Source organism: Streptomyces sp. NPDC101160 (assembly GCF_044768205.1).
Taxonomy (GTDB): Bacteria; Actinomycetota; Actinomycetes; order Streptomycetales; family Streptomycetaceae; genus Streptomyces.
The window spans coordinates 13997-35269 of record NZ_JBIWPJ010000015.1; the positions used below are offsets into that span (position 1 = coordinate 13997).

Annotated in this window: 20 protein-coding genes and 1 tRNA gene; 10 read left to right on the top strand and 11 right to left on the bottom strand. The window is 72.3% G+C overall.

Annotated features, from left to right (window positions below; translation table 11 throughout):
- Positions 1-2: 2 nt before the first annotated feature.
- Together ACIRSU_RS35345 and ACIRSU_RS35350 are read right to left on the bottom strand one after the other, a co-directional pair.
- Positions 3-431, bottom strand: a complete 429-nt coding sequence (locus tag ACIRSU_RS35345) for an ATP-binding protein (RefSeq protein WP_403801374.1) — start codon at positions 429-431, stop codon at positions 3-5.
- A gap of 80 nt (positions 432-511) precedes the next feature.
- Positions 512-877 (bottom strand): STAS domain-containing protein, encoded by a 366-nt coding sequence (locus ACIRSU_RS35350; RefSeq protein ID WP_403801377.1) that lies wholly within the window; start codon positions 875-877, stop codon positions 512-514.
- 171 nt (positions 878-1048) lie between these two features.
- Between ACIRSU_RS35350 and ACIRSU_RS35355 the strand changes: the two genes are divergently transcribed.
- On the top strand, positions 1049-1903 hold the full coding sequence (locus tag ACIRSU_RS35355) for an RNA polymerase sigma factor SigF (RefSeq protein ID WP_403801379.1): 855 nt from the start codon (positions 1049-1051) through the stop codon (positions 1901-1903).
- Between the two features lie 48 nt (positions 1904-1951).
- Here ACIRSU_RS35355 and hutI read toward each other — a convergent pair whose 3' ends face one another.
- From hutI to hutU, 4 genes are all read right to left on the bottom strand, one after another.
- Entirely contained in the window at positions 1952-3199 is a 1248-nt protein-coding gene (gene hutI / locus ACIRSU_RS35360) for an imidazolonepropionase (protein ID WP_403801382.1), read from the bottom strand.
- 11 nt (positions 3200-3210) lie between these two features.
- Positions 3211-4551, bottom strand: a complete 1341-nt coding sequence (locus tag ACIRSU_RS35365) for a formimidoylglutamate deiminase (protein ID WP_403801385.1) — start codon at positions 4549-4551, stop codon at positions 3211-3213.
- On the bottom strand, positions 4542-5744 hold the full coding sequence (locus ACIRSU_RS35370) for an allantoate amidohydrolase (protein ID WP_403801603.1): 1203 nt from the start codon (positions 5742-5744) through the stop codon (positions 4542-4544). The genes ACIRSU_RS35365 and ACIRSU_RS35370 overlap by 10 nt, the downstream gene beginning before the upstream one ends.
- Positions 5745-5866: 122 nt before the next feature.
- Entirely contained in the window at positions 5867-7531 is a 1665-nt protein-coding gene (hutU, locus tag ACIRSU_RS35375) for a urocanate hydratase (protein WP_403801388.1), read from the bottom strand.
- A 141-nt stretch (positions 7532-7672) separates the two neighbouring features.
- On the opposite strand from hutU, the gene ACIRSU_RS35380 reads away from it, so the two are divergent.
- The 3 genes from ACIRSU_RS35380 to ACIRSU_RS35390 all read left to right on the top strand — a co-directional run bounded on the left by ACIRSU_RS35380 (position 7673) and on the right by ACIRSU_RS35390 (position 11096).
- The gene (locus tag ACIRSU_RS35380; protein ID WP_403801390.1) at positions 7673-9034 is read left to right on the top strand and encodes a diaminopimelate decarboxylase; all 1362 of its coding nucleotides are present in this window, start codon (positions 7673-7675) and stop codon (positions 9032-9034) included.
- Positions 9031-9507, top strand: a complete 477-nt coding sequence (locus ACIRSU_RS35385; protein WP_403801393.1) for an SRPBCC family protein — start codon at positions 9031-9033, stop codon at positions 9505-9507. Before ACIRSU_RS35380 ends, ACIRSU_RS35385 begins: the two co-directional genes overlap by 4 nt.
- A 401-nt stretch (positions 9508-9908) precedes the next feature.
- The gene (locus ACIRSU_RS35390; protein ID WP_403801395.1) at positions 9909-11096 is read left to right on the top strand and encodes a S8 family peptidase; all 1188 of its coding nucleotides are present in this window, start codon (positions 9909-9911) and stop codon (positions 11094-11096) included.
- A 20-nt stretch (positions 11097-11116) separates the two neighbouring features.
- Here the strand turns inward: ACIRSU_RS35390 and ACIRSU_RS35395 are convergent, their stop codons facing one another.
- Together ACIRSU_RS35395 and ACIRSU_RS35400 are read right to left on the bottom strand one after the other, a co-directional pair.
- Positions 11117-11950 carry a MurR/RpiR family transcriptional regulator gene (locus ACIRSU_RS35395; protein WP_403801398.1) on the bottom strand — a complete coding sequence of 278 codons (834 nt, stop codon included), beginning with the start codon at positions 11948-11950 and terminating at the stop codon, positions 11117-11119.
- Positions 11951-12288: 338 nt separating this feature from the next.
- The gene (locus tag ACIRSU_RS35400; protein WP_403801401.1) at positions 12289-13683 is read right to left on the bottom strand and encodes a cystathionine beta-synthase; all 1395 of its coding nucleotides are present in this window, start codon (positions 13681-13683) and stop codon (positions 12289-12291) included.
- Between the two features lie 137 nt (positions 13684-13820).
- Between ACIRSU_RS35400 and ACIRSU_RS35405 the strand changes: the two genes are divergently transcribed.
- The 3 genes from ACIRSU_RS35405 to ACIRSU_RS35415 all read left to right on the top strand — a co-directional run bounded on the left by ACIRSU_RS35405 (position 13821) and on the right by ACIRSU_RS35415 (position 17515).
- A complete protein-coding gene (locus tag ACIRSU_RS35405; RefSeq protein WP_403801404.1) occupies positions 13821-14921 on the top strand; it encodes an SGNH/GDSL hydrolase family protein in 1101 nt (366 codons plus the stop codon).
- A gap of 111 nt (positions 14922-15032) precedes the next feature.
- On the top strand, positions 15033-16253 hold the full coding sequence (locus ACIRSU_RS35410; RefSeq protein WP_403801407.1) for an acetyl-CoA C-acetyltransferase: 1221 nt from the start codon (positions 15033-15035) through the stop codon (positions 16251-16253).
- A 347-nt stretch (positions 16254-16600) separates the two neighbouring features.
- Positions 16601-17515 carry a hypothetical protein gene (locus ACIRSU_RS35415; RefSeq protein WP_403801410.1) on the top strand — a complete coding sequence of 305 codons (915 nt, stop codon included), beginning with the start codon at positions 16601-16603 and terminating at the stop codon, positions 17513-17515.
- Between the two features lie 35 nt (positions 17516-17550).
- On the opposite strand, the gene ACIRSU_RS35420 is transcribed toward ACIRSU_RS35415, so the two are convergent.
- Positions 17551-17886 carry a hypothetical protein gene (locus ACIRSU_RS35420; RefSeq protein ID WP_403801413.1) on the bottom strand — a complete coding sequence of 112 codons (336 nt, stop codon included), beginning with the start codon at positions 17884-17886 and terminating at the stop codon, positions 17551-17553.
- 100 nt (positions 17887-17986) lie between these two features.
- Here ACIRSU_RS35420 and ACIRSU_RS35425 point away from each other — a divergent pair, with 100 nt between their 5' ends.
- Together ACIRSU_RS35425 and ACIRSU_RS35430 are read left to right on the top strand one after the other, a co-directional pair.
- Entirely contained in the window at positions 17987-18217 is a 231-nt protein-coding gene (locus tag ACIRSU_RS35425; protein ID WP_403801416.1) for a DUF4287 domain-containing protein, read from the top strand.
- Between the two features lie 64 nt (positions 18218-18281).
- Positions 18282-18845 carry a TetR/AcrR family transcriptional regulator gene (locus ACIRSU_RS35430; protein ID WP_403801419.1) on the top strand — a complete coding sequence of 188 codons (564 nt, stop codon included), beginning with the start codon at positions 18282-18284 and terminating at the stop codon, positions 18843-18845.
- 64 nt (positions 18846-18909) lie between these two features.
- On the opposite strand, the gene ACIRSU_RS35435 is transcribed toward ACIRSU_RS35430, so the two are convergent.
- Positions 18910-19812 (bottom strand): Bax inhibitor-1/YccA family protein, encoded by a 903-nt coding sequence (locus ACIRSU_RS35435; RefSeq protein WP_403801422.1) that lies wholly within the window; start codon positions 19810-19812, stop codon positions 18910-18912.
- Between the two features lie 144 nt (positions 19813-19956).
- Positions 19957-20041 (bottom strand) — tRNA-Leu (locus tag ACIRSU_RS35440).
- Between the two features lie 432 nt (positions 20042-20473).
- Between ACIRSU_RS35440 and ACIRSU_RS35445 the strand changes: the two genes are divergently transcribed.
- Complete coding sequence (locus tag ACIRSU_RS35445) at positions 20474-21247, top strand: ABC transporter ATP-binding protein (RefSeq protein WP_403801425.1); 774 nt, start codon at positions 20474-20476, stop codon at positions 21245-21247.
- Positions 21248-21273 lie beyond the last annotated feature (26 nt).

Consider the following 21273-nt stretch of genomic DNA (forward strand, 5'->3'; position numbering starts at 1 on the left):
TCCTATGCGGGAGCGGCGAGTTCGGCCCAGACGGTCTTGCCGGGGGCGCCGGGCACGCGGTCGATGCCCCAGGAGCGGCAGAGCCGCTGCACGATGAACATGCCGTGGCCGCCGGGGCGTCCGGCCCGGTGCGGGGTGCGCGGCGCGGGCTGGCCGGCGCCGCGGTCGGCGACTTCGAGGCGGAGGACCCCGGCGAGGCGGAGTACGCGCAGACTCTCGGGGCCCTCGGCGTGCAGGCAGGCGTTGGTGACGAGTTCGGAGACGACGAGGAGGACGTCCTCGGCGGCGGCCCGGCGGTCGGCGGTGGCGGCGGGCAGCCAGCCCCACTCGTGGAGCAGCTGCCGGGTGAAGTCGCGGGCGAGCGGCACGGTGCCGCTGGCGGACCCGAGGACGAGGTGGCGGACGTCGGGCTCGCCGGAGGCAGTCTCCATCAAGCGCTTCACCTCACAGGGACGGTCAGGAGGGCGGTCGGGGCGGTACGGGGCCGGGGCGGGCCGGGGGCCGGCCGGACTCAGCCGGGAAGGGCCGAGTCCAGCGACTCATGGAGGGTGAAGACGGCGTCCGCCCCGGTGATCTCGAAGACCCTGGCGACTTGGGGCGGCATCCCCGCCAGATGGACCCCGCCGCCGGCGGCGTCCGCCCGCAATCGGGCGGCCAGCAGCACGTTGAGTCCGGTGGAGTCGCAGAACTCGAGCCGTGAGCAGTCGAGTACGAGGCGTGCGCGGCCCGCGTCGAGCGCGCGGTCGAGTGGCGCACGCAACAGTTCGGCGGTGTGGTGATCGAGCTCACCCACAGGGGTGAGCACCTCGCTCGCCCCCACGGTCCGGACCTCGACCCGGAACCGCCCGGGTGCGCTGCCGATGTGCTGGCGGTTCATGCGTCGAACCATACAAGTCGGGGCTCTTCCTGTGCACACGAGCTCCACCCCAAAACGCAACAAACCAGACAATTGCCACTTGCAACCATCGTGGTCGAGCGGGTAGGGCTAGAAGGACACGTTCCGCATAGCCGGCCTCGGAGGCGCCGCAAACCGCAGCAAGACATCACGATGGAGGAGACCATGTCCCCCCGGCTCGACGTACCGGACCTCGCAGTCCCCACGGACCTGCCCCAGCTTCCGCCCGTCGACGAGATCGCGCCGCACGACGCGCGCGCCCTGTCGAAGACCCTCTTCGCCCGCCTCGGCGACCTGGAGGAGGGCACCCACGAGTACGCGTACGTCCGCAACACCCTGATCGAACTCAACCTGGCGCTCGTGAAGTTCGCCGCCTCGCGGTTCCGCACCCGCAGCGAACCGATGGAGGACATCGTCCAGGTCGGCACGATCGGCCTGATCAAGGCGATCGACCGCTTCGAACTGACGCGCGGCGTCGAGTTCCCCACCTTCGCGATGCCGACGATCATCGGCGAGATCAAGCGCTTCTTCCGCGACACCTCGTGGTCGGTGCACGTCCCGCGCAGACTCCAGGAACTCCGCCTCGACCTCGCCAAGGCCGGCGACGAACTCGCCCAGCGCCTCGACCGGGCCCCCACGGTCGACGAACTCGCCCGCGAACTCGGCATCCGCACCGAGGAGGTCGTCGAGGGCATGGCCGCCGCCAACGCCTACACCGCCTCCTCCCTCGACGCCCCGCCCGAGGACTCCGACGCCGACGGCGCCACCCTCGCCGACCGCCTGGGCTACGAGGACCACGGCATCGAGGGCATCGAGTACATCGAGTCCCTGAAGCCGATGATCGCCTCCCTCCCGCCCCGCGAACGCCGCATCCTCTCGCTCCGCTTCACGGCGGGCCTCACCCAGTCGGAGATCGGCGAGGAACTGGGCATCTCCCAGATGCACGTCTCCCGCCTGCTGTCGCGCACGCTGGCGCGACTGCGACGGGGACTGACGGTCGAGGAGTAGGAACGAGCGCCGCGCCCGTCGACGTATGCGGGCGCGGCTCGGCCTGACTCAGACCGCGCGCACGCCCTTTCGCCACACCTCCGAGACCAGCGGGACGCCCGGGCGGTAGGCCAGGTGGACGTGGGACGGGGCGTCGAGGAGGACGAGGTCGGCGCGGGCGCCGGGGGTGAGGCGGCCGACGTCGGTGCGGCGGAGGGCCGCGGCGCCGCCGGCGGTCGCGGACCAGAGGGCCTCGTCGGGCGTCATCAGCATGTCGCGGACGGCGAGGGCGATGCAGAAGGGCATCGAGGACGTGAAGGACGAGCCCGGGTTGCAGTCCGTGGAGAGGGCGACCGTCACGCCGACGTCGATCAGACGGCGGGCATCGGGCCACTCGGCGCGGGTGGAGAACTCGGCGCCCGGCAGCAGCGTCGCGACCGTGTTGCCCTGGGCGAGCGCGTCGATGTCGGCGTCGGTCAGGTGGGTGCAGTGGTCGGCGCTCGCCGCGTCCAGTTCGACCGCGAGCTGCACGCCGGGGCCGTACGTGAGCTGGTTGGCGTGCACGCGGGCCTGCAGGCCCTTCGCCATGCCGGCCTTGAGGATCGCGCGGGCCTGGTCGCCGTCGAAGGCGCCCTTCTCGCAGAAGACGTCGACCCAACGGGCGTACGGGGCACAGGCGTCCAGCATCTCGCCGGTGACCAGCTTGACGTACCCGGCCGGGTCGTCGGCGTAGTCGGGCGACACGATGTGCGCGCCGAGGTAGGTGACCTCGTCGGTGTGCTCGGCGGCGATGCGCAGCGCGCGGGCCTCGTCCTCGACGGTGAGGCCGTAGCCGGACTTGGTCTCGAAGGTGGTGGTGCCCTGGCGCAGGGCCTCCCACATGTAGCGGGCGACGTTGGCGGACAGCTCGGCGTCCGTCGCCGCGCGGGTCGCGGCGACGGTCGTCCGGATGCCGCCCGCCTTGTAGGGCTGGCCGGACATCCGGGCGTTGAACTCGGCCGTGCGGTCGCCCGCGAAGACGAGGTGCGAGTGGGAGTCGACGAAGCCGGGGATCACGGCCCGGCCGGCCGCGTCGACGCGATTGTCAGAGGCGGGTGCTTTGCTTGATTCACCGACCCAGACGACGGTGTCGCCCTCGATGACGACGGCCGCGTCCTGGATCAGACCGAGTGGCGAACCATCACCGAGGGAGGGGTCGTTGGTGACGAGACTGGCAATGTTCGTGATGACGGTGGCGTTCGTCGCCACGGCGCTGTTCGCGCTCGTGGGGGCGGAGGTCGCCGCCGGCCTGTTCGTCGCCGCGGGGCCGGTGTTCATGTTGAGCTCCTTCAGCCGCGCACGGCGGCGATCGAGTCCGCGAGGGCCTGTGCCACGTCCGGTACGGAGACGTGCGCCCCGTCCCGTACGACCTGGCGTCCGCCCACGATCGTGTGCCGCACGTCCGCGGCCGACGCTGCGAATACCGCCGTCTCGGCTGCCAGACGCGGCACCGGTCCCGCTGTCCTGACGGAGTCGAGCGCGATCGTCGTGAAGTCGGCGAGCGCGCCCGCCTCCAGGCGGCCGGCGTCGGCCCAGCCGAGGGCCGCGTGGCCGTCGGCCGTCGCCGCGCGCAGCAGCGCGGCCGCGGTCCAGTGGCCACGGGTGCGGGTGCGGAGGCGTTCGTCGAGCTCCATGGCCCGCGCCTCCTCCAGGAGGTCGATGACGGCGTGGCTGTCGCTGCCGAGCGAGAGGGGGGAGCCCGCGCGCTGGAGGGCGACGGCGGGGCCGATGCCGTCGGCGAGGTCGCGTTCGGTCGTCGGGCACATGCAGGTGCCGGTGGCCGTCGAGCCGATCAGGGAGATGTCGGCGTCCGTCATGTGGGTGTTGTGGACGCCTACGGTCCGCGATCCCAGGACGCCGTGCTCGGCCAGGAGCTGCGTGGGCGTCATGCCGTGCGCCGCCTGGCAGGCGTCGTTCTCGGCCGTCTGCTCCGACAGGTGGACGTGGAGCGGGGCCCGGCGGGCCTCGGCCCACTGGGCCACGGTCGACAGCTGATCGGCCGGGACCGCGCGCACCGAGTGGATCGCCGCGCCGATCTGTACGCCCGCGCGCTCCTTGAGCGCCGACACGCGCTCCGCCCAGGCGTCGGCGGTGCCGTCGCTGAAGCGCAGCTGGTGCGGCTCGGGGGCGGCGCCGAAGCCGGAGGAGAGGTAGGCGGTGTCGAGGAGGGTGATGCGGATGCCGGCCTCGGCGGCGGCCGCGATCAGGGCCTCGCCCATGGCGTTGGGGTCGGCGTAGGGGGTGCCGCCGGGGGCGTGGTGGAGGTAGTGGAACTCACCGACGGAGGTGATGCCGGCGAGCGCCATCTCGGCGTACACGGCCCGGGCGAGCGCGAAGTAGCTGTCGGGGGTGAGCTTCTGGGCGACGGTGTACATGACCTCGCGCCAGGTCCAGAAGGTCCCGGAGCCGACCTGTACGGTGCCGCGCAGCGCGCGGTGGAAGGCGTGGCTGTGGGCGTTGGCGAGGCCCGGGATGGTGAAGCCGCGCAGGACGACGGCGCCGGGCGGCGGGGCCTCGGCCCCGGTCCGTACGGCGGTGATCCGGCCGTCCGTCGTGGACACGTCCAGGACCACGCCCGGCTCGACGTTCGTGTCGAGCCACGCATGCTCCAGCCAGTACGTCACCTGCACGCCAGACCCTCCAGTACGTCGGCGAGTGCGTGGACCCCGGACAGGCAGTCGTCCTCGGCGGCGAACTCGGCCGGGGAGTGCGAGACGCCGGTGGGGTTGCGTACGAACAGCATGGCGGTCGGGATCGAGGCGGAGAGGATTCCCGCGTCGTGTCCCGCGCCCGTGCCCAGGACCGGTACCTTCACGCCGGTCGTGTCGCCGAGGATCCGCGCCATCTCCTCGCGCAGGGCGTGCCCGAACTCGACGACGGGGGTGAAGGACTCGCGGACGACGGCGAGGTCGACGCCGAGGCGGACGGCGTGCTCGCGAGCCGCGGCCTCGATGCCGGCGACGACGGTGTCCAGGGACTCCTGGTCGGCGGCGCGGGCGTCGAGCCAGCCGCGCACGAGCGACGGGATGGCGTTGACGCCGTTGGGCTCGACGGCGATCTTGCCGAAGGTGGCGACGGCGCCGGCGAGTTCGGCTTCCCGGCGCGCCGAGAGGACGGTCTCGGCGTACGGGAGCATCGGGTCGCGCCGGTCGACGAGCCGGGTGGTGCCCGCGTGGTTGGCCTCGCCGTGGAAGTCGTACCGCCAGCGGCCGTGCGGCCAGATGGCGGAGGCGATGCCGACGGGGTCGCCGGACAGGTCGAGGGCGCGGCCCTGCTCGACGTGGAGCTCGACGAAGGCGCCGATGCGGGCGAGCCGCTCCTGGTCCGGGCCGATGGCCTCGGGGTCGTAGCCCGCCGCCTCCATCGCCTGCGGCAGGCTGATGCCGTCGGCGTCGCGCAGCTCGAAGGCCTTCTCCTTGGTCAGCTGGCCGGAGGTGAGCCGGGAGCCGACGCAGGCGAGGCCGAAGCGGGCGCCTTCCTCGTCGCCGAAGTTGACGATGGCGAGGGGGCGCTTGAAGGAGACGCCGCGGGCGCGGAGCTCGTCGAGGGCGGCGAAGGCGGACACCACGCCGAGCGGGCCGTCGAAGGCGCCGCCGTCGGGCACGGAGTCCAGGTGGGAGCCGGTGACGACGGCGTCACCGGCGGTGGGGTCGCCGAGCCAGGCCCACTGGTTGCCGTTGCGGTCGGTCTCGACGTCGAGGCGGCGGGCCTCCGCCTGCATCCGGAACCAGAGCCGGCAGTCCGCGTCGGCGCCGGTCCAGGCGTAGCGGCGGTAGCCGCCGGAGGCCGCGTGGCGGCCGATGGGGGCGAGGCTGCGCCACATCGCGTGGAACGAGGGCGAGTCCGGCCGCCCCGCGCCGGCCTCGCGGCCGGCGGCTGCGGCGCCCTCCGCCGAGGCGGCCCGGGCCGGGCCGTGGGCCGCCTCGGTGGCGTCGTGGGGCGAGGTCACGCGGAGTCACCCTCGCGCATCGGGATGCGGACCCCGCGCTCGTCGGCGACCGACTCGGCGATGTCGTAGCCGGCGTCGACGTGGCGGATGACGCCCATGCCGGGGTCGTTGGTGAGCACGCGGCGGACCTTCTCGCCGGCGAGCGCGGTGCCGTCGGCGACGGTGACCTGGCCGGCGTGGATGGAGCGGCCCATGCCGACGCCGCCGCCGTGGTGGATGGAGACCCAGGAGGCGCCGGAGGCGACGTTGACCATGGCGTTGAGCAGCGGCCAGTCGGCGATGGCGTCGGAGCCGTCGAGCATGGCCTCGGTCTCGCGGTACGGGGAGGCGACGGAGCCGCAGTCGAGGTGGTCGCGGCCGATGGCGAGCGGGGCGGCCAGCTCTCCGGAGGCGACCATGTCGTTGAAGCGCTCGCCGGCCTTGTCGCGCTCGCCGTAGCCGAGCCAGCAGATGCGGGCGGGCAGGCCCTGGAAGTGGACGCGCTCGCCGGCCATCTTGATCCAGCGGTGCAGGGACTCGTTCTCCGGGAAGAGCTCCAGGATCGCCTTGTCGGTCTTGGCGATGTCGGAGGCCTCGCCGGAGAGGGCGGCCCAGCGGAACGGGCCCTTGCCCTCGCAGAACAGCGGGCGGATGTAGGCGGGGACGAAGCCGGGGAAGGCGAAGGCGCGGTCGTAGCCGGCCAGCTGGGCCTCGCCGCGGATCGAGTTGCCGTAGTCGAAGACCTCGGCGCCGGCGTCCATGAAGCCGACCATGGCCTCGACGTGCTTGGCCATCGACTCGCGGGAGCGCTGGGTGAAGCCGGCCGGGTCCTTGGCGGCGGCGTCGGCCATGTCCTCGAAGGCGACGCCGATCGGCAGGTAGGCCAGCGGGTCGTGGGCGGAGGTCTGGTCCGTGACGATGTCGATGGGCGCGCCCTCGGCGAGCATCTGCGGGAGCAGCTCGGCGGCGTTGCCGAGGAGGCCGATGGAGAGCGGGCGGCGGGCGTCGCGGGCCTCGGTGGCGAGCTGGAGGGCGTGGGCCAGGTTGTCGGCCTTGACGTCCAGGTAGCGGTGCTCGATGCGGCGCTCGATGGCGCGCGGGTCGCAGTCGATGCAGATGGCGACGCCGTCGTTCATGGTGACGGCGAGCGGCTGGGCGCCGCCCATGCCGCCGAGGCCGGCGGTGAGGGTGATGGTGCCGGCGAGGGTGCCGTTGAACTTCTTGGCGGCGACGGCGGCGAAGGTCTCGTAGGTGCCCTGGAGGATGCCCTGGGTGCCGATGTAGATCCAGGAGCCGGCGGTCATCTGGCCGTACATGGTGAGGCCGAGGTGCTCCAGGCGACGGAACTCCTCCCAGTTGGCCCAGTCGCCGACCAGGTTGGAGTTGGCGAGGAGGACGCGCGGGGCCCACTCGTGGGTCTGCATGACGCCGACCGGGCGGCCGGACTGGACCAGCATGGTCTCGTCCTGCTTGAGGGTCCGCAGTGTGCGCTGCATGGCGTCGAAGGAGCGCCAGTCGCGGGCGGCCTTGCCGGTGCCGCCGTAGACGACGAGCTTGTCGGGGTGCTCGGCGACCTCGGGGTCGAGGTTGTTCTGCAGCATCCGGAGGGCGGCCTCCTGCTGCCATCCCAGGGCGCTGAGTTCCGTACCGCGCGCGGCCCGTACGGGGCGGGGTCCTGACATGGCGATGCCTCCTCGGAGTGGGGATCAGAACACACGACGAAGAATGTGGTTCAGATATTCACATCCTGGCCCGATGAATAGAGTTAGTCAACAGGCGCACGGCGGCTGCGCCCGCGCCCCACCCGGTGGTGCCATGGATCCATGACCGCGACCCTCCGGGAACACACCCGCGACCAGGCCGTCCGCGCCGCCGTCGAGCAAGGACTCCTCCACCCCGCGCAACCCGTCGTCGCCCTCCTCGACACCGCCGGCATCCGCGCCTCCGCCACCGCCCTGACCAGCGCTTTCGCCGCAGTCACCGACGCGCCCGTGCTGCACGCCTTCGCCGTGAAGGCGTGCCCGCTGGTGCCCGTGCTGCGCCTGCTGTACGACGCGGGGCTCGGCGTCGAGGTCGCCAGCCCCGGCGAGCTGGCCCTCGCCCGCGCCGCCGGGGTGCCCGCGGCCCGTACCGTCCTCGACTCCCCCGCCAAGACCACCGCCGAGCTGCGCCAGGCCCTCGCGCTCGGCGTGGCCGTCAACGCCGACAACCTCCAGGAGCTGGCCCGGCTGGACGGCCTGATCGGGCAGGCCCCCACCGCCTCGCCGCTCGGGCTCCGGGTGAACCCGCAGGTCGGAGCCGGTTCCATCAGCGCGCTCTCCACCGCGACCGCCACCTCCAAGTTCGGCGTGGCACTGCGCGACGAAGGCGCCCGGGAGGCGGTCGTCCAGGCGTATCTGGACCGCCCCTGGCTCACCCGGCTGCACACCCACACCGGTTCGCAGGGTGTGCCGCTCGCCCTGATGGCCGAGGGTGTCGGGGCGGCGTACGCGCTCGCCGAGGAGATCAACACGAAAGCCGGACGGCAGCAGATCGACACCCTCGACATCGGCGGCGGGCTGCCGGTGAACTTCCGCTCCGACGACGACACCACGAACTACGCCGACTACGCGCGGCTGCTCGCCGAGACCGTGCCCGGACTGCTCGACGGGCGGTACGCGCTGGTCACCGAGTTCGGCCGCTCGCTGCTCGCCAGGAACGGCCTGATCCTGGCCCGCGTCGAATACACCAAGACCTCGGGCGGCCGCCCGATCGCCGTCACCCACGCCGGCGTCCAGCTCGCCACCCGTACCGTCTACGCGCCCGAGTCCTGGCCGCTGCGGATCCTCGCGTACGACTCCGAGGGCCGCCCCCGCGCCGGCGAACCCGAGGTCGTCCAGGACGTGGCCGGGCCCGCCTGCTTCGCCGGGGACCTGCTCGCCACCGGGCGGGCGCTGCCCCTGCTGCGCCCGGACGACGTGGTGGCGGCGCTCGACACCGGCGCGTACTACTTCGCCCACCACTACGCCTACAACAGCCTGCCCCGGCCCGCCGTGCACGGATTCACCCCGACGGACGACGGCGGGATCGCCTTCACGACCGTGCGCCGGGCCCAGACCCTCGACGAGATCGTCGCGGAATCGGGCGGCGACCGCCCCGACGCGCTCCTGCGGGACACCGCGGACGGTGCTCCCATGGAGCCATGACAGGAACGTCCGTCGTCGTGGAGCGCAAGGTCGCCGCCTCCCCCGGGCGGGTCTGGGAGTCGATCACCGACCTGCGCGACCTGCCCCGGATGCTGTCCTCCGTCGAGAAGGTCGAGGTGCTCACCGAAGGCGTCTTCGGCGTGGGCACCCGCTGGCGCGAGACCCGCCGGATGCTGGGCCGGGCGGCCACGGAGGAGATGACGGTGACCGTCTGCGAACCGGTCGAGCGGTACGTCACCGTCGCCGACTCGCACGGCATGCACTACGTCAACGAGCTCTCCCTCGCCCCCGACGGCCCCGCCCTCAGCGCCCGCACCACCACCCTGCGCATGACCTTCACCGCCCGCCCCGCCTACGACCGCGCCCCCGGCGTGCTGACCCGGCTGTTCAGCCGGCTCGGCGCGCGGGCGGTGGCGCGGGCGCTCACGAAGGACCTGAACGAGATCGCGCGGGCGGTGGAGCGGCGGGGCTGAGCGGCCCGGGGCGCACCCCTCGCCCCTGAGCGGCTCCGGAGCGCACCTCTCAACGCTGAGCAGCTCCGGAGCGCACCACTCGCCCCTGAGCAGCTCCCGGGCGCACCACTCGCCCCCTGTTCGGTTTCCGAACGGATGAGCCCTCGGCGAGTGAATCCGCGCCGGGCGGCCGGCGCGGCATGCGCGCCCCGGCGACGCCGTCCCCTCTGCGCAAGATCCTTTCTGCAGGCCGTGGCGGGCGCGTCGACCCGCCGGCCCGGCCCTTCGGCCAGGTGGCCGCAGCCGTATCAAGCTCCCCGGACCGGTGGCCGATGCACGGAGCGGCCGTCCTGCCGGTGTGAAAATCCGGCCGCGGACGGCTCCTCCACTGTCCCCACGTCCCGTTCGAGGGAGTCATCCGCATGCGCACGCTCGCCCGCCTGGCCGTCGCCGCCGTCCTCACGGCCGCCCCGGCCATGGCCGCCGGCACCGCCACCGCCACCACACCCGCCGAGCCCACTCCGGTGCCGCTGCGCACCGCCGGCGCCAACGCCCTGCCGGGCCGGTACATCGTCACCCTGAACAAGGGGGTCGACGCCTCCGGGCTGGCGCAGAAGCTCAAGCTGAAGCCGTCACACGTGTACTCCTCCGCCCTCAACGGCTTCGCCGCGCCGCTGTCCCAACTCCAGCTCGACGCGATCCGCATGACGCCGGGCGTCGCCGCCGTCGAGGAGGACGCCACGGCGGACGCGCTGCCCGTCGCGGCCGGCCCGGCCGAGCGAGCCCCCTCGAGTTCGTGGGGTCTGGACCGCGTCGACCAGAGCGACCTGCCGCTCGACAACGACTTCAGGGTCGCGGGCAGCGGCGCCGGGGTGACGGCCTACATCCTCGACACCGGCATCGACTACAAGCACACCGAGTTCGGCGGCCGCGCCTCCTACGGCTTCGACGCCATGGGCGACGGGCAGCTGGGCCAGGACTGCAACGGCCACGGCACGCACGTCGCGGGCACGGTCGGCGGCGCCACGTACGGGGTCGCGAGCAAGGTCGGCCTGGTCAGCGTCCGCGTCCTCGGCTGTGACAGCCGGGGCTCGTGGTCGGGGATCATCGCCGGCATGGACTGGGTGGCGAAGAACGCCAAGCAGCCCGCCGTCCTGAACGCCTCGCTGGGCGGCGACTACTCCAAGGCCGTCAACGACGCCGCGACCAGCCTGTCGCTCGCCGGCGTCCTGCCGGTCGTCGCAGCGGGCAACAGCAACATCGACGCCTGCAAGGTGTCCCCGGCCTCGGCCGGCCGCGTGCTCACCGTCGGGGCCACCGACCGCTACGACCGGGAGACCTCCTTCTCCAACTACGGCACCTGCGTCCACCTCTACGCACCCGGCCAGGACATCCTCTCGGCCAAGCTCGGCGGCGGTTCGGTCGCCCTGAACGGGACGTCGATGGCCGCACCGCACGTCACGGGCGCCGCCGCGCTCTACAAGCAGGCCCACCCGAACGCCGCGCCGGAGGAGATCTACAGCGCGCTGCTGACCAACTCCACCAAGGACCGGCTGTCCTCGCTCAGCGCCGGCAGCCCGAACCGCCTCCTGTACACCGGCGGCCTCTGAGCCGCAGGGCCGGCGAGAGGTCAGTCCACGAACAGGCCCCGGGCCGCCGCCTTCGTGTCGAACTCCTCCAGGCGCGCCTGCGCGTCCGGCAGTTCGTCCGCCATCGCCTCCAGGAGCACCCGGCCGAGCAGCATCGGCGCGCACGCCGTGTCGAAGGCGAGGCCGGTGCCGACGGCGGCCGGGATGAGCAGGTCGCTGTGGGCGGCGACCGGCGCGAAGGCGGACTCGGCGACCGTGACCACGGTGAGCCCGGCCCGGCGCGCGTAGGCGAGCGCGTCCACGACCTCGCGCGAGTGGCGGGGCAGCGCGAAGCAGAGCAGCGCCGTGGCCCCGGCCCGTACGGCCGCGTCGATGCGGTCGTCGAGCATCGTGCCGCCCTCGTCGAGCAGCCGGACGTCCGGGTGGACCTTGCCCGCGAAGTACGCGAAGCCGCGTGCCTGTGAGGACGCGGCCCGCAGCCCGAGCACGGGCAGCGGCCGGGACGCGGCCAGCAGCCGGCCCGCGCGCTCGACGGGCGCGGGGTCGGCGAGCAGCTCGGCGAGGTGCTTGAGGTTCTCGATCTCGCCGAGCACGGCCTGCTGGTACTCGTTGTAGCCCGCGGCCTCCTCGGCGGCCGCGGGCACGCTCTCGCGCAGGTGCCGGCGCAGCGCCGGGTAGCCGTCGAAGCCGAGTGCGACGGCGAAGCGGGTGACGGAGGGCTGGCTCACGCCGGCCAGCTCGGCCAGTTCCACGCTGGACAGGAAGGGCACGTCGGCGGCGCGCCGCACCATGCAGTGCGCGATCCGCCGCTGCGTGGGCGTGAGCCGCTGCCCTTCGAGGAGCGCCTGCAGCCGTACGGCCGGGCTGTCGTTCATGCCTGCCGTCCCCCTTCCACCGTCACCACCGGTTATTCATTAACCGGGAACTCTGCATGAGCATATGCAGAGGAGCAAGAGCGGGGCGAAGGGAAAGACTGCGCGGGGACCGCCGCACCCCCGTTTCCGGGGGGCGGGACGACGGCGGTCCCCGCGGGGACACGGGCCCGGGTCAGGGCCGGTCCGCGTCCAACGGCGTGGCCTGGAGGTCCGGGAGCCGCTCCGGAGGTCCGTGACGCCGACGAGGAACACTCTGCCGCCGCCTTGTTAAGGGGGTGCTGCGGGTACGTGACGCGCTCGTACCGTTTGCGCGAACGTACCCACAGCGCCCCGGCACGTCAGTGCTGCTTCGGGCCGCCGCTCGCGGCGAGGAAGGCGAGCAGGTCCTGGCGGCTGACGACGCCGGTCGGCTTGCCCTCGACCAGCACGATCGCCGCGTCCGCCTCGCCGAGCACCGACATCAGGTCGGCGACCGGCTCGCCCGAGCCGACCTGCGGCAGCGGGGCGGACATGTGGTCCTCCAGCGGGTCCTCCAGGGCCGCCTTCTGGGTGAACAGGGCGCCGAGGAGCTCGCGCTCCACGACCGAGCCGATGACCTCGGCGGCCATGACGTCGGGGTGGCCGGCGCCCGGCTTCACGATCGGCATCTGGGAGACGCCGTACTCGCGCAGCACCTCGATGGCCTGGCCGACCGTCTCGTCCGGGTGCATGTGGACGAGCGAGGGCACCTCGCCCGACTTGTGGGTGAGGACGTCGGCGACGGTGGCGGAGGTGGTGTCCTCCAGGAAGCCGTAGTCGGCCATCCACTCGTCGTTGAAGATCTTGGACAGGTAGCCGCGGCCGGAGTCCGGCAGCAGCACGACCACGACGTCGTCCGGGCCGAGCTCCTTGGCGACCTCGAGCGCGGCGACGACCGCCATGCCGCAGGAACCGCCGACGAGCAGGCCCTCCTCCTTGGCGAGGCGGCGGGTCATCTGGAAGGAGTCCTTGTCGGAGACCGCGACGATGCGGTCGGCGACGTTCTGGTCGTACGCGGTCGGCCAGAAGTCCTCACCGACGCCCTCGACCAGGTACGGACGGCCGGAGCCGCCGGAGTAGACCGAGCCCTCCGGGTCGGCGCCGATGACCTGGACCTTGCCCTTGGAGGCGTCCTTCAGGTAGTTGCCGGTGCCGGAGATGGTGCCGCCGGTGCCGACGCCCGCGACGAAGTGGGTGATCTTCCCCTCCGTCTGCTCCCACAGCTCGGGACCGGTGGTCTCGTAGTGCGAGCGCGGGTTGTTCGGGTTGGAGTACTGGTCGGGCTTCCAGGCGCCCGGCGTCTCGCGGACGAGCCGGTCGGAGACGTTGTAGTACGAGTCCGGGTGCTCCGGGTCGACGGCCGTCGGGCAGACGACGACCTCGGCGCCGTACGCGCGCAGCACGTTGATCTTGTCAGTGGACACCTTGTCGGGGCAGACGAAGATGCACTTGTAGCCCTTCTGCTGGGCCACGATCGCCAGGCCGACGCCGGTGTTGCCGGACGTGGGCTCGACGATGGTGCCGCCGGGCTTGAGGGCGCCGCTCTCCTCGGCCGCCTCGATCATGCGCAGGGCGATGCGGTCCTTGACCGAGCCGCCGGGGTTGAAGTACTCGACCTTGGCGAGGACCGTCGCCTGAATGCCGGCCGTGACGCTGTTGAGCTTCACCAGCGGGGTGTTGCCGACGAGGCTGATCATCGAGTCGTGGAATTGCACCGTAATCTCCGGGGTCTCCGTAATGGTGCTGCCAGCGTATTCCGTGGAATGCGTAGGCGGTGCCGCTTACGGGGCAGTAGACGGCAAGACGGCTTGTTGAACCGCTTGGGTGCGACGGACTGGAGGTGACCGTTCCGATGTCCAGGGCGAGGGTGGCGCGGCGGATCGCGGCGGGAGCGGCGTACGGCGGCGGGAGCATCGGACTGCTCGGGGTCGCCGCGGTCGGGGTGCTGCTCGCCGAGGCGGCGCTGGCCAGGCGGTCGGTGGGCGGCGGAGTGGCGCCGCTGCCGCCGGGCGCGGACGGGCGTTACGGGCGGGAGTACGGCCCCGAGGAGCCGCTGCGGCTGGCCCTTCTGGGTGATTCCACGGCGGCCGGGCAGGGCGTGCGGCGCACCGGGCAGACACCGGGCGCGCTGATCGCCTCGGGCCTCGCGGCGGTGGCCGAGCGCCCGGTGGACCTGCGGAACGTGGCGCTGCCCGGGGCGCGCTCGGACGACCTGGACCGGCAGGTGTCGCTGCTGCTCTCCGCTCCGTCCGGCGCCCCGGACGTCTGCGTGATCATGATCGGCGCGAACGACGTCACCCACCGGATGCCCGCCACCCAGTCGGTGCGCTGTCTGACGGCGGCGGTGCGGCGGCTGCGCACCGCCGGCGCGGAGGTGGTGGTCGGCACCTGCCCTGATCTCGGCACCATCGAGCCGGTCTACCAGCCGCTGCGCTGGCTGGCCCGGCGGGCCTCGCGGCAGCTCGCCGCGGCGCAGACGATCGTGGTCGTGGAGCAGGGCGGGCGGACGGTGTCGCTCGGCGACCTGCTCGGGCCGGAGTTCGCGGCCAATCCGCGCGAGATGTTCGGCGTGGACAACTTCCACCCCTCGGCCGAGGGGTACGCGACGGCGGCGATGGCGATCCTGCCGACGGTCTGCGCGGTGCTCGGCGTCTGGCCGGAACCCGACCGGATCGACGTCGCGCGGAACGAGAACTGGCTGCCGGTCGCGAAGGCCGCGGCCGAGGCGGCCCGGGAGGCCGGTACGGAGGTCACCGCGGCCCGGGCGCCCTGGGCGCTGCTCAAGCACCGCAGACGGCGCCGGCTGCCCGTGCCCGGGGTCTCCCTCGTACGGGAGCACGGAGAGCACGATGGAGAGAGGGACACGACCGTGCCCCTCCGCCAGGACGAGGCGGCCGCGGCACCGGACGAGGTCACGGCGGCGCAGGACGAGGCCGCCGCGCCCCGCGACTGAGCGAGCGCTTAGAAAAGAGGTCCGCATCACACACCGCGGCCGGTGACCCACGCGGTACGTGCAGGTAACTTCCCTTTCTGTCCGCCCACTCCGCACCCTTCTGGAGCCGTGATGCCCGAAGCCGTCATCGTCTCGACCGCCCGCTCGCCGATCGGCCGGGCCTTCAAGGGCTCCCTGAAGGACCTGCGGCCCGACGACCTGACCGCCACGATCATCCAGGCCGCGCTGGCCAAGGTCCCCGAGCTGGACCCGCGCGACATCGACGACCTGATGCTCGGCTGCGGTCTGCCCGGCGGCGAGCAGGGCAACAACCTGGGCCGCATCGTGGCCGTGCAGATGGGCATGGACCACCTCCCGGGCTGCACGATCACCCGCTACTGCTCCTCCTCGCTGCAGACCTCCCGCATGGCCCTGCACGCGATCAAGGCGGGCGAGGGCGACGTCTTCATCTCGGCCGGTGTCGAGATGGTGTCCAGCTTCGCCAAGGGCAACTCCGACTCGTGGCCGGACACCCACAACCCGCTCTTCGCCGAGGCCGAGGCCCGCACCGCCGCCGTCGCCGCCTCCGAGGGCTCCACCTGGCACGACCCGCGTGAGGACGGCCTGGTCCCGGACGCGTACATCGCCATGGGCCAGACCGCCGAGAACCTGGCGCGCTGGAAGGGCATCACCCGCCAGGAGATGGACGAGTTCGGCGTCCGCTCGCAGAACCTCGCCGAGCAGGCCATCAAGAACGGCTTCTGGGAGCGCGAGATCACCCCGGTCACGCTGCCCGACGGCACCGTCGTCTCGGCGGACGACGGCCCGCGCGCCGGCGTCACCATGGAGGGCGTCTCCGGCCTGAAGCCGGTCTTCCGCCCCGACGGCCTGGTCACCGCCGGCAACTGCTGCCCGCTGAACGACGGCGCCGCCGCGGTCGTGATCATGTCCGACACCAAGGCGCGCGAGCTGGGCCTGACCCCGCTGGCCCGGATCGTCTCCACCGGCGTCTCCGGCCTCTCCCCCGAGATCATGGGCCTCGGCCCGGTCGAGGCGTCGAAGCAGGCCCTGCAGCGGGCCGGCCTCACCACCTCCGACATCGACCTGGTCGAGATCAACGAGGCGTTCGCCGCGCAGGTCATCCCGTCCTACCGCGACCTGGGCTTCGACCTGGACAAGGTCAACGTCAACGGCGGCGCCATCGCCGTCGGCCACCCCTTCGGCATGACCGGCGCCCGCATCACCGGCACGCTGATCAACAGCCTCCAGTTCCACGACAAGCAGTTCGGCCTGGAGACCATGTGCGTCGGCGGCGGCCAGGGCATGGCCATGGTCATCGAGCGGCTGAGCTGAGCCGGAGCGGAGGGTAGGGGTCGCCCGAGGAACGAGGGCGGCACCTGCCCGCAGCGGTGGCGAAGCCCAGCGCGACCAGAAGAGGCGAGCGGCTGAGCTGAGCGCTCCCTCATGGCTTCCCGGCGCGCCGGCTAACCGCCCCGCGTCCAAGCCGTGACCGAATCTCCCCCAGGATGTGACATACGTCCCGGGGGAGAGTCGTTTTCGCAGGTCACAGCCGTTTCGGGACTAAACACCCGGCCGAAATACCTGTCCATTTCGTGACGTAATGCACTGACAGGTGGTGCGCCCCCACGACAAGCTGATGTAGGAAGTCGGGGGATCGACTCGGAATCGGGAGTACGTCAGTGAGCGCACTGTCCATTGCCCTGCTGGTGAGCACGGCCGCTGCCACGGTCGTGGGCGCCGCCGCCCTGCACGCTGCCCACGGTCTCCGCAAGCAGGTCACCGCGCTGCGTGGCGAGCTCGCCACCGCGCACGGCCTCACGGTCCCCCACGCCCGGCAGTCCCCGGCCGCCGAGATACGGGCCGCTGTCGCCGAGGCACTGGCCGAGGAGCGCGAGCGTGAGCTCGCCGAGGCGCGCGCCTTCTGGGCGGCGCAGGAGGCCCGGGACGCGGCCGACGCCCCGTCGCTGCTCGGCGGCCTGGCCGGCCCGGCCGAGGACGGCCCGTACTTCGTGCCGCGTCAGTCCGACTTCGTGGGCCTGGAGGCGATGGCCCTGGAGGCCATGGAGGCGGAGGCCGCCGCGCTCGAGAACCGCGAGCCGCGCGAGACCCGGGACGCGCTCGACGCCGTCGACCCGCTGGACGTCTTCGACACCTTCGACACCTTCGAGGAGTTCCCGGAGCCGGCCGGCGCCGGCGAGTACCCGGAGGACTCCCCCGAGCTGGCCGCGGCCCGCCGCCGCCACCCCTCGCACCCGGACTTCGTGCCGGTCCAGACTCCCGTGGTGACCGACCACGAGCGCACGGTGGCCCGCCTGGAGGAGCTGGCGGACACGCAGACCGCGCTGACCGACGTGCGGCCCGGCCCGCTGGGCACGCTCGACGTCTACGTGTTCGCCGACGGCACCACGCTCTGTATGACCCCCGGCCACCGCGAGACCGCCGAGCGCCTCGCCGACGCCCTGCGCTCGGGCCGCACCCCGGTCCTGCTCGGCGGCTCGGGCGTCTCCGGCGCGTACGCGCTGACGTTCTCGTGCGGCGAGGCGGTCGAGGACAACGTGTACATCCTCGCGGACCGCGTGATCGCCAGCCTGTGACCCTCTGACGCCCCGCGAGCGGGGCGGGACACCCGCTACAGCCCGGCGCGGGCCTCCGCCTCCCGCACCAGCCTCACGGCCTCGTGCAGCGCCCCCTCGGCCCCGGGGGTGTCCGCCGGGGCCGTTCGCAGTGTTTCGGCCAGATCCGTGGCGGCCACGACGAGTTGGTCGGCCACCACGAAGAGGCCCGCGTCCGGCAGGCGCGCCGGCTCGCGGCCGGGGAACTCCGCCCGCTGCGCCCGGTCGGCCAACTCCCTGGCCAGCGCCAGGCCTTCGGCGGCGGCCCCGCGCTGGAGGCGGCTCTGCGGGGCGGCCCGCAGCCGGTCGGCGAAGCGCTCGGCGGCGGCGGTCAGTTCAGTCGTATCAAGCACTCCGCGAGCCTATGCGCCCGCCAGGGACCATTGCCAACGGGCGAACGCTCGGGCACGGTGGCGTGAAGGAGCACACGGCACAACGCGTCCGGAGGCGCCGATGTCCCACACATTCTCCGAAGAGACCCACCGCAACCTGCTCGCCCGCATCCCCCGTTGCACCGGTCGTGAGATCGCCGACTGGCTGAAGGTCGTGGAGGAAGGTCCGTCCCTGATCCGCTTCGAGGAGAAGGTCAGCTGGCTGCGCGGCGAGCACGGCCTCGCGTACGGCCACGCCAAGGCGATCATCCACGAGTACGACCTCCGGCGGGCCGCCCGCCGCATGCTCTGACGGGAGCCCCGCCGTAGAGTGGGAGAACGATGGTTCTCCCACTCCGGACCCAGGGGTGATCGCGATGGTGGAATCGGAAACCGCCGAGCTGAAGCTCCTGGAGACGGCCGAGGCGCTGTTCGACGAGAAGGGTGTCCAGGCCGTCGGCATGGACGCCATCCGCAACGGCTCCGGCGTCTCCCTCAAGCGGCTCTACCAGCTCTACCCGTCCAAGGACCATCTGGTCTGGGCGGTCCTCAAGCGACGTGACGAGGCCATGCGCGCCGCCATCGCCGCCCACGGCGACACCCACGCCACCAACCCGTACCAGCGGGTCCTGGCGGTCTTCGACTACCTCGGCACCTGGTTCGCCGACCCCGGCTTCAGGGGCTGCGCCTTCATCAACACCTTCGGCGAGATGGGCGGCATCTCCCCGGACGTCGCCGAGATCGCCCGCGGGCACAAGCAGGCCCTGCGGGACTACTTCGCCGAGCAGACCGACGCCATGAACGCCCCGCCGGGCCTCGCCGACCAGCTGGCGCTGCTCGCCAACGGCGCGATGGCCGTCGCCGGCATCAACGGCACCTCGGAGCCGGCCGCGCAGGCGAAGGACGCGGCGCGGGTGCTCCTGGACGCCCACGTGGACTAGAGACACGGGAAGGGCCCGCCCGGCTGCTGCCGGACGGGCCCTTCGCCCGAACTCACTCGTCGCGTCAGTCGTCGCCCTGGAGGATCGACAGGAGGCGCAGCGCCTCCAGGTAGATCCACACCAGCGTCATCGTCAGACCGAAGGCCGCCAGCCACGCCTCCTCGCGCGGGGCACCGTAGGTGATGCCGTCCTCGACCTGCTTGAAGTCGAGGGCCAGGAAGCAGGCGCCGATCACGATGCCGACGATGCCGAAGACGATGCCGAGGCCGCCGGAGCGGAAGCCCAGGCCGTCACCGCCGCCGAAGACGGCGAACAGCATGTTGACCACCATCAGCAGCATGAAGCCGATCGCGGCCGCGATCACGAAGCCGTAGAAGCGGCGGGTGACGCGGATCCAGCGCATCTTGTACGCGATCAGCACGCCGGCGAAGACCGCCATGGTGCCGAGCACCGCCTGGGCGACCACGCCGTCGGCGATGTACGTCGACACGGCGGCGGAGATCACGCCGAGGAAGACGCCCTCGAAGGCCGCGTAGCCCAGGATCAGCGCCGGGGTCGGCCGGCGCTTGAAGGACTGGATCAGCGACAGGACCATCGCCACCAGACCGGCGCCGACGCCGATGCCGTACGACTTGCCGAGGTTCGCCGGGTCGACCGGCAGCAGCAGCCACGACAGGACCGCCGTGACGACGACCGTGCCGAGCGTCATGGCCGTGCGGCTCACCACGTCGTCGATCGTCATGGTGTTGGTGCGGACCTGCTGCGGGGCACCGAACTGGGTGTCCTGCTGCGCGTACGGGTTGGTCGCGTACGGGTTCGCCGCGCCCTGGGCGTACGGGTTGCCGGTCGCGTACGGGTTCGTTCCGACGGCGGGGCCCCCGGCCTGCGGCTGCTGCGCGTTGAAGCCCGCGTAGCCGTTGTCGCGGCTGAACCCCCGTCGCGAGAAGACCGGGTTGCTGCTCCTCATCTCACTCCTCCATGGACGGCCGCACTGGCGCGGCCTCGCGTCAAGAGTAATGCGACGGCAAAAGAATCTCCCTCGTGCGCAGGGAGGATCCTTTATAACGATCGGGTGAGCAGTAAGGAGGAGCCTCGAAGGGCTTGGTGCGTCTGGTGCCCGGAGCCGGATTCGAACCGGCACGGCCCGAAGGCCAGCGAGGTTTAAGCTCGCCGTGTCTGCATTCCACCATCCGGGCGTGGCGCGAAGCTCCGCGTTGGCACATGAGCCTATCGGGGCCCGTTCGCCCGATCAGTCGAACGCTGGCCCGATGTTGTCTTATTTTATTGACACCTGAGGGTGCGTCAGTGCAGGTGGGGGCCCCTGAGCCGAAGTGTGACGGGGATCGCGGCAGCAAAGTCCACGGGGCCGGAATGACGGAAACTCGCCGCCGGATCGGGCGAGGGTTCGTCACCTCGCCACCACGGGACCGCCACGGCGCCGCCACCGGCCGCCACCCTCCGCGCCAGGAATCTCCTCAGGGTCGCCGTCATACCTCAGGATGACGGCCCGCCGCCCCGGTCCGACTCCAGTCGCCCCCGGGAACGGGCACGTGGGCGGACGATCCGCGGCTCAACGCTCGACACGATGGAGTGGTTCCCGAACAGACGTAGTGACAGGAGTCCACCTCGTGACCACCTACTCCACCGTGCCCCGCACCACCGCCGCGGTGGCCGCCCGCGCCACCGACCTCTCCAAGGTCTACGGACAGGGCGAGACCCAGGTGGTCGCCCTCGACCGGGTCAGTGTGGACTTCCGGCAGGGCGAGTTCACCGCGATCATGGGCCCCTCCGGCTCCGGCAAGTCGACCCTGATGCACTGCGTCGCCGGCCTCGACTCGTTCTCCGCCGGCTCCGTCCGGATCGGCGAGACCGAGCTCGGCACCCTGAAGGACAAGCAGCTCACCCAGCTGCGCCGGGACAAGATCGGCTTCATCTTCCAGGCGTTCAACCTGCTGCCGACGCTGACCGCCCTGGAGAACATCACGCTGCCGATGGACATCGCGGGCCGCAAGCCCGACAAGCAGTGGGTGCAGCAGGTCATCGACATGATCGGCCTGTCCGGCCGGCTCTCCCACCGCCCCTCGCAGCTCTCCGGCGGCCAGCAGCAGCGCGTGGCCGTGGCCCGCGCCCTCGCCTCCAAGCCGGAGATCATCTTCGGTGACGAGCCGACCGGAAACCTCGACTCGCGCTCCGGCGCCGAGGTCCTCGGCTTCCTGCGCAACTCGGTGCGCGAACTCGGCCAGACCGTGGTGATGGTGACCCACGACCCGGTCGCCGCCTCCTACGCGGACCGCGTCGTGTTCCTGGCGGACGGCCGGATCGTCGACGAGATGCTCCAGCCGACGGCGGACGGCGTGCTCGACCGCATGAAGGCGTTCGACGCCAAGGGCCGTACGAGCTGAGCCACCGGGCCCCCTCGCGGGGCCCC